The organism is Floccifex sp., assembly GCF_051873555.1.
Taxonomy (GTDB): Bacteria; Bacillota_I; Bacilli_A; order Erysipelotrichales; family Erysipelotrichaceae; genus Floccifex.
This window is the reverse complement of the sequence record NZ_JBJEEY010000105.1, coordinates 1-8236: the sequence shown is the minus strand read 5'-3', so window position 1 is coordinate 8236 and position 8236 is coordinate 1. Positions and strand designations below refer to the sequence as shown.

Genomic DNA, 8236 nt, shown 5'->3' with positions numbered 1-8236 from the left:
TTAAATGCAGGTGGCATTATCGGTTCTATGGCCATTGAATATGAATTAGATCCTGAAGATGACATTGATTTTCATATAGATGAAAAACTAGAAGCAAATGCAGTATGTGTAAATTGTATGAATACAGGAAATGTCACAACAAAATATAGCTATGTTGGCGGAATTGTTGGAAAAATGGACCTGGGTTATTTATTTAAAGATGAAAACTATGGATCTATTTCAAGTGAAAACGCTGATTATGTTGGAGGAATTGCAGGACAAACGGATTCTACAATTGATACATGCTATGCAAAATGTATCTTATCGGGGCGAAAAAAAGTTGGTGGTATCATTGGTTCAGGAAAAGATGAAGATGTAAGTGAAGCTGTGAGTTGTATTCAAAATTGTTATTCAATGGTAAGCGTTGAAAAGGCAAGTGAATATATAGGTGCCATTGCTGGAGAAGAAAATAGCGAATTTCTAAGTAACTATTTTATCAGTGAGACGCTTTCAGGAATCAATGGAAGAAGTTATGAACAAAAAGCGCAGTGTGTTTCTTATAATGAATTATTGGAAAACAAAGATTCTTTTCCGGAATCATTTTTACGATTAAATTTAACGTTTATATTAGAAGATGAAGTTATAAAAACGGTTCCATTTTCTTATGGAGATTCCTTTGATGAAAACATTTATCCAGCTGTTACACAAAAAGAAGGATATTATGTGGAATGGGAAGATGTTGATTTAAAAAATCTTACGAAAGATACAATTGTTAAAGCACAGTATCAATCTTATATTTGTGCATTGCATTCAAATGATACAAGAGAAGATGGTCGTTCTATTTTCTTTGTGGAAGGTCAATTTGATTCGAATGATAAATTAGAAATCAAGACATTAGTGCATCCGAATTCTTCTTTTCAAAAAAATAAAACCATAGAAGAATGTTGGAAAATAGTGATTCCAGATGATGGACAGGAAAGTCATAAGATTCGTTATCTTCCTGAAAAAGAAAATGAAAGCATTTATGTAAAAGAAAAAAATAAATGGAAAAAAGTAAAGATAGACTCGGAAGGTAGTTATTCTGTGTTTTCAGTAGATTCTTTAAATCCTCAAATTGCGATTGTATCAACATCTCATATTTGTTTGTATTGTCTTATTTTGGATTTTATTTTACTTGTTTTGATTCTTGTGGTTTTAAAATTTGTACGAAAAAAGAAACGTAGAACAAATAAATGGATCAAAAAGACTTTGTTGGTTTTTATTTTATGTATATGCATAGGTACTGTTTTTATACAGTATTTAATAAATGATATTAAAGCCTATGAAATTGTTAAAACATTTATAGATCAAGATGAATATGCATTTAACATTGTATGTGATGGAAAAATAGGAGATGAAACTGTTTCCTATGAATCTTTGGTGTATAAAACAATAATAGAGGATAAAGATGTCATTGTGATTTCAAAAGAAGATATCAATTTATATTATTGTAATGGAATTGTTTATTTGGAAAATGGAAGAGCATTTAAAATATCAGATGAATATCCAGATTATAGTCTTGTATTAGATGAAGTTTATCAGTTATATCAGTTAATGGATATAGAAAAAGAAGATGATGTATATTCAATTCGACTAGAAGGAGAAAAAGCAAATGCATTGATTGAATTGCTTTTATCCAATGAAATAGATGAATTTGATGTCTCTTCTTTAAAAGTAGATTTGAAAACAAAAGAAGATTCCTTGTCGGAATTGGATTTTACTGGAAGTGGAACTTTAAAAAATGCGGATTCCATTCAATTAAATGCACATTTGAAAGCCAATAATGAAAAAATAAAAATTTCTTCAGATGTGAAAAAAGCAATTCAAAAAAAGAATCCAGATGATTTAATTGAAATAAATGAAGATGTGATATATTTAATTAAGTCTTTATATTCTTCAAAACAAAATGAATATATAACTTCTGACATGAAAATAAATATACAATGTGGACCAATTTCAATAAATGATTCATTGATTTTAGATTACTGGAATGAAGAATTTGTTTTGTTTGCTTTGGAAAAAGAAGAAAATATTTTATATTTTTCAAAAAATGGTATATGCGATGAAAATGGAAATTTCATTGAAAATAATCAGGAAATAGATGTTATGACTTTAATGAATGCAATGGAACAAATTTGTATGAAAGCAAATTTTGATGTGAATCAAATCAATAACATGTATACGTATTCAATTTTCTTAGATGAAGAGGGAATGAAGTCATTAGTTCAGTCGTTGCATCCAGAAATAAAGAATATGGATATTCAATATCAGAGTGGTAGTTTACAGATATTAGTCAATGATGATTCTTTAGAAACTATCGAAATGGTTTGTGAAGGCTATTTGCCTGTTTTGGATATAGAAACTTCTTTTGAATATCAAATTCATATTCATGAAAATCAAAAAACAATGGAAATTCCTGAAATTGTGAAAGAGAAATTGAAATGAAAAAAGTAATCTGTATTGGTCGCGAATTTGGTAGTGGTGGTCATGAAATAGCAATTTTATTGTCAAAAGAACTCGGAATCAAAGTGTATGAAAAGCATTTGTTGTATTTAGCTTGTTCTTATGGAGAAATGTCAATAAAAACACTTGAATCATCCGATGAAAAGGTAACGAATCCGTACTTATTTCAGACGGTTCATGAAGGAAATCACCATGTGACACGTGGTCTTCCTACATCGGAGGTTTTATTTTATTTGCAGAGTCATGAAATTCGTGAACTTGCGAAAAAAGATAATTGTATTTTTGTAGGTAGATGTGCCAATTTTGTGTTAAGAAATGAAGATGTGAAAGTAATATCGGTTTTTATTCATGCTCCAAAAGAAATGCGAATTCAAAGAAAAATGAAACAAGAAAATTTGTCATACAAAAAAGCAATTCGTCTTGTGGAAAAGATGGATTTGCAAAGAAAGAAATATTATGAGCATTATACAAAATCAAAATGGGGAGATCCTTTTCAATATGATATTTATATTGATTTGGAATCTATGAGTATGGAAGATGCTGTTCAGCTAATTTGTGCAAAATATAAAGGATGAAGACAAAATTTGTCTCCATCCTTTTTTATCCATCCGCACGACTAAAACGATTAGCCATGTTGTTGCTTCGAATCAATAGAACTTGTTGCAATAAAGCTTGTGTTTGTTCCTTGACAATGGTTTCCATTTCTTTATTGGCAATTTCTAATTGATTTAGATTTTTTGTTTCATTGTATGCTTTATCATATTTTGACAGAATAACATAGCCGTGACTTGGAATGGCTTCTTGATAGCGTTCAATGAATGGAATACATTCACTGTAGTTGGCATCGGCTAAAGCTGCAATTAAGCGAGATGTCCAATATAATGAGTCTGTAGAGATATTTTCTGTGCAAGTAGCATAGAATTCTGGGATTTCATTCACATTGGCATATAACGGAATAAAGGCATTAAAGACATTGGATGCAAAACAAATCCATTCAATGGCTTGTATTTCTTTGGCTACATAAGGACGAAGCTGAATACAAGAAAGAAAATTATTTCGATTGATACCAATGCTTCTGTAACAATTTTTGTTGTCTGCATTTCCATGTGTAAGATATGGATCGTATGGACTTCCTTGATAATGACTGGACAAAATATATTTAACATCTTCAATGGTAATTTTCTTTTCAGGAACCATGCACCAAGGAAGAACATCCGATTCAGCTTGGAAGTCTTTGGCTTGAATGGGATTGAAATATTGCAGCATATACCAGGCACGAGGTGTGTTATAGATATGATCGGAATCACTATGAGAACCAAAAGCATCTCTTGGATTAAAATTATCATTCATAGATAGATTTAAGTGATTGTTTTCAACAAATTCTTTTAAATCTGAACAACACATATAGTTTTCTTGTTTGCCAAAGGCATCTTCAAAATCAAAGCAATCAATTCCTAATTGATTGGGCATAACCACGTAACAATCATCTGGAACTCTTCGTGCCATCCAATGATGACCACCAATGGTTTCAAACCACCATATTTCATTAACATCACTAAAGGCAATGCCATTCATTTCATAGGTTCCATATGTTTCATGAAGCATACCTAATCGTTGCACTCCTTCTCTGGCACTGTGGATATAAGGAAGTGTCAAAGTAACAATATCTTCTTCTCCTATTCCATTATTCACCAATGGATCCGCACCTAAAACTCTTGGATTACTCGTTAATGTTTCTGTCGCTGTCATCGCAATATTTTCTTCATTGACTCCACTTGCAGCCCATACTCCTTTTTTTCCAGTCGCATCGGGCATAGCTGTATAGCGCATTGGATTGTCTGGTAATTCAATTTCAACTTTTGAAATAATAGACTTATAATGACGGGCTTGCGGATCAGGATGAATGACAACACATTTTTTAGCATCAAATTGACCAGGACAGCTATCTTCGTTTCGAGCTATCAAAGTCGATCCATCATAACTTGCTGTTTTTCCAACAAGTAATGTCGTACATGACATAGTTTTCACCTTCTTTACATAGTGGATTATAGCGCAAAATGGATTATTTTGAAAATCAAAGATGCTATAATACATTAAAAGGAGAATTATATGGCGCATATTGTTTGTAACTTTTTTTCACAGTCATTGAATCGAAATGTAGATATTACAGTTTTGATTCCCAGTGATAAAACAGAAAAAATACAGAAATTTAAAACACTTTATTTGTTACATGGAATATTTGGAAATCATTCAGACTGGTCTTTATCGACTCGAATTGAACGATGGGCACAAGATAAAAATTTAGTTGTCGTAATGCCGAGTGGAGAAAATCGTTTTTATGTCGATCATAAAGAATCGGGAAATAATTTTGGACAATTTGTCGGGAAAGAACTTGTTGATTTTACAAGAAGAACGTTTCCACTTTCTACTAAAAGAGATGATACATTTATTGGTGGTTTGTCTATGGGAGGGTATGGTGCCTTAGTAAATGGGTTAAAATACAATGAGACATTTGGTGCTATTATTGCTTTATCCAGTGCATTGATTCTGGACTTAATAATTCGGTCTACAGATAGCCCTTCTCTTCCTTTACATAGAAGAAAATCTTTTTATGAATCTATTTTTGGTGATTTATCAAAATTAAAAGGAAGTGACAAAGACTACAAAGCTTTAATTGAAACTACTAAAAATATTCCATCTATTTATATGGCATGTGGACAAGACGATCATTTATTATACAAAGCCAATGTTCATTTTCATGAATATTTGATAAAACAAAACATTCATCATACATTTGAAACTGGACCTGGGGGACATGACTGGGATTTTTGGGATACTTTCATTTTAAAAGCTTTAAATTGGCTTCCATTAGAAGAAGAAACAAAAGGAAGAAGCAGTGGAAATATAGAATGAAAAAAATAATAATTATTTTCTGTTTATTTTTATGTGCATGTAATCATCAGGTTTTTTATCAGTGTATTTCTATGGATCAAGCCATGGAACAAATGAAACAAGAAAAAGATTATATAATTTTAGATGTTCGTACGATTGAAGAATATAATCAAGGACATATTCCCCATGCGATTTGTATTCCCGTGGATGAAATTGAACAAAAAGCAGAATTAATATTATCAAATAAAAATATTTGTATTTTTGTATATTGTCGAAGTGGAAATCGTAGTCAGCAAGCATCAAAAAAGCTAAGTGAAATGGGTTATGTTGATATTTATGAAATAGGTGGAATTCTTGATTGGAAAGGAGAATTGGAATATTCATGAGAAAATGCATTCGTTGTCAATGTGAAATGAAAGAAAATTTTGATATAAAAGTGGAAGGAGCTGCTTACGGATTGAAAATCCCGGAACCTGGTATTTTCAAAGGAAATTTAGGAAAAGTTCGTGTTGCTATTTGTCCAAATTGTGGTTATCTTGAATTTTATTTGGATTGTGTAGATAAAATTCAGGAAAAATAATAAATTCTCGTTTTGTGTCGTGTTCTTTTTTGATTTTTTCTTTATTTTATAGGCAGGAGGAAAAAATGAATCAGAAAAAAATTGGAGCATTCTTAAAGTCTTTAAGAAAAGAAAAAAAATTAACACAGGAAATGCTGGCTGAGCAACTCAATGTATCGAATCGAAGTGTTTCTCGATGGGAAACGGGTATGAATATGCCCGATATTAGTTTATTGGTTGAATTGTCTGAGTTTTATCAAGTTAGTATTTCTGAAATTATTGATGGAGAAAGGAAAAATGAATCAATGCAGCAGGAAACAAAAGAAGTGGCTTTAAAATTATCAGAATATAGTCAAAATGAATTGAAACTGGAAAAGAAAAAAGTAACGGGAATTTTATTGATTGGATTTGGATTGTTTATTATAGGAACGGCATTTGCGATTTTTCCAAATGAAAGCAGCTGGTCAAGTATTTATGCTTGTCTGGGAGCTATTGTTAGTTCTATTGGATTATTTGTTTTGTTGAATTCTTTTTCAATGAAAAAAAGAAAATGTGCCGGAATTTCAATTCTTAGTTTTATTCTTTTATTTGGATTTTTTATGATTACAGACTATATAACTGTCACACAATTTCATCAAGTTCCTCGTTTTAGTTATAAAAAATCATATGGAGAAAATGTAGTGGAGCATGATACATTCTTTTATACCGTTATTCAAACGAATCCCAATACAGAAAAAGAAACCATTGAAATTGTGTATTAAGCAACTCCTTGTTTCTTTTTATAAAAAGAATGGCGTGTTACTATGAAATTGTAAAGGAGCAAAATCATGGAAACAAGTAAAGTTATTAGTGGACTTCGTTTAAAAAAAGGAATGACACAAGAAGAATTAGCTAAGAAAGTATTAGTGACTCGTCAGGCAGTATCTCGCTGGGAAACAGGTGAAACTATTCCAAATACAGAGAGTTTGAAATTATTGTCTAAAGTTTTTGATGTTTCTATTAATACGCTATTGGGATCGGAGAAGAAGTTAATTTGTCAGTGCTGTGGCATGCCTTTAGAAGATTCTATTATGAGTAAAGAAGTCAATGGTGATTTCAATGAAGAATATTGTAAGTGGTGTTATCAAAATGGAAAATTTACATATACTTCAATGGAACAATTAATTGATTTTTGTGTACAAAATATGGCAAATGAAAATTGGCCGGCTCATCAAGTAAAAGAGCATATGGAAAAATTACTTCCAACGTTAAAGCATTGGAAATAGGTATTTCTGGTTTCAGAAATATCTTTTTTTTCTAAAAAAAAGTGCTAAAATATTTCCGGTGATTTAATGATGGAAAGAGATTCTTTTTTTGATAATTATAAAGCGTTTCTTATTATTTGTGTGGTATTGGCTCATTTTTTAAATCATTTTAAACCGGATTTTGAAATTGCGAATATCATACGAATTTTTATTTATTTTTTTCATGTGCCGGCTTTTGTTTTTATTTCTGGTTATTTTGCACATAAAAAAGATATAAAATCATTGATTCGTCAATTGGCTTTTCCTTATATTTTATTTCAATTGGTATATTATGGCATGTATCAATTAATTGATCACAATGTTCATTTTTCTTTTTATAATCCATATTTTACATTGTGGTATATTATTGGTTTGTTTTTTTGGCGATTGATTTTAAATTATACAGAAAATAATAAATATTTATTTCCTGTTTCTTTTGTTTGTGCTTTATTAATTGGTTTTTTACCCGATGAATTGGATTATTTTAGTATTTATAGAATGGTTTCTTTTTTTCCTTTCTTTGTATTGGGTCATCAATTTAAAAAGGATAAATTTATGGCATTGAAATCAAAAAAAATCATGAAATGTATTTCCATTTTGTCTTTGGTTTTTTTATTTGTTTTTGTCTGTAAATATTATGAATCCATTGATTTGGAAGTACTCAATTATCAGGATTCCTATGAGAATCTGGGAATAGATTCACTGGGTGTTTTGATTCATTTGATTCTTTCTGTTATTTCTTCGTTTTTAATTGTTTTTATTGGGATTTTGGTACCTTTAAAATCAAATATTTTTACTATTATTGGAAGAAATACAATGAGTGTCTATTTGCTTCATGGATTGATTTATAAATATGTTTCATTGGGAATGAACATATTAGATGTGGTAGATGGTAAGCTGGATTTATTGTTGTATATTATTTTACTGGTTGGGATGGTGTTTGCTTTGAGTTTAATTCCTCTAAATAAAGGATTAAATAGTTTATATGATTTCTTGATGAAACCTTTTCATAAAATGATTC

General features: G+C 30.3%; 9 protein-coding genes. 8 read left to right on the top strand and 1 reads right to left on the bottom strand.

Translation table 11 applies throughout. The features are described from left to right. Both ACI32A_RS05965 and ACI32A_RS05960 read left to right on the top strand, forming a co-directional pair. Positions 1–2463: hypothetical protein (locus ACI32A_RS05965; RefSeq protein WP_439754126.1), on the top strand; the 2463-nt coding region annotated here is incomplete at its 5' end. Beyond that, positions 2460–3056, top strand: a complete 597-nt coding sequence (locus ACI32A_RS05960; protein ID WP_439754125.1) for an AAA family ATPase — start codon at positions 2460–2462, stop codon at positions 3054–3056. The genes ACI32A_RS05965 and ACI32A_RS05960, both read left to right, overlap by 4 nt. A gap of 25 nt (positions 3057–3081) precedes the next feature. Here ACI32A_RS05960 and ACI32A_RS05955 read toward each other — a convergent pair whose 3' ends face one another. Then, on the bottom strand, positions 3082–4500 hold the full coding sequence (locus tag ACI32A_RS05955; protein WP_439754124.1) for a C69 family dipeptidase: 1419 nt from the start codon (positions 4498–4500) through the stop codon (positions 3082–3084). A 90-nt stretch (positions 4501–4590) separates the two neighbouring features. Here ACI32A_RS05955 and ACI32A_RS05950 point away from each other — a divergent pair, with 90 nt between their 5' ends. The 6 genes from ACI32A_RS05950 to ACI32A_RS05925 all read left to right on the top strand — a co-directional run. Beyond that, the gene (locus ACI32A_RS05950; protein ID WP_439754123.1) at positions 4591–5394 is read left to right on the top strand and encodes an alpha/beta hydrolase; all 804 of its coding nucleotides are present in this window, start codon (positions 4591–4593) and stop codon (positions 5392–5394) included. Beyond that, entirely contained in the window at positions 5391–5759 is a 369-nt protein-coding gene (locus ACI32A_RS05945; protein WP_439754122.1) for a rhodanese-like domain-containing protein, read from the top strand. Before ACI32A_RS05950 ends, ACI32A_RS05945 begins: the two co-directional genes overlap by 4 nt. Further along, complete coding sequence (locus ACI32A_RS05940; protein WP_439754121.1) at positions 5756–5953, top strand: nucleic acid-binding protein; 198 nt, start codon at positions 5756–5758, stop codon at positions 5951–5953. The genes ACI32A_RS05945 and ACI32A_RS05940 overlap by 4 nt, the downstream gene beginning before the upstream one ends. A gap of 65 nt (positions 5954–6018) precedes the next feature. Next, positions 6019–6693, top strand: a complete 675-nt coding sequence (locus ACI32A_RS05935) for a helix-turn-helix domain-containing protein (RefSeq protein WP_439754120.1) — start codon at positions 6019–6021, stop codon at positions 6691–6693. A gap of 66 nt (positions 6694–6759) precedes the next feature. Next, on the top strand, positions 6760–7197 hold the full coding sequence (locus tag ACI32A_RS05930; protein ID WP_439754119.1) for a zinc ribbon domain-containing protein: 438 nt from the start codon (positions 6760–6762) through the stop codon (positions 7195–7197). Positions 7198–7266: 69 nt separating this feature from the next. Further along, positions 7267–8236: acyltransferase family protein (locus ACI32A_RS05925; protein WP_439754118.1), on the top strand; the 970-nt coding region annotated here is incomplete at its 3' end.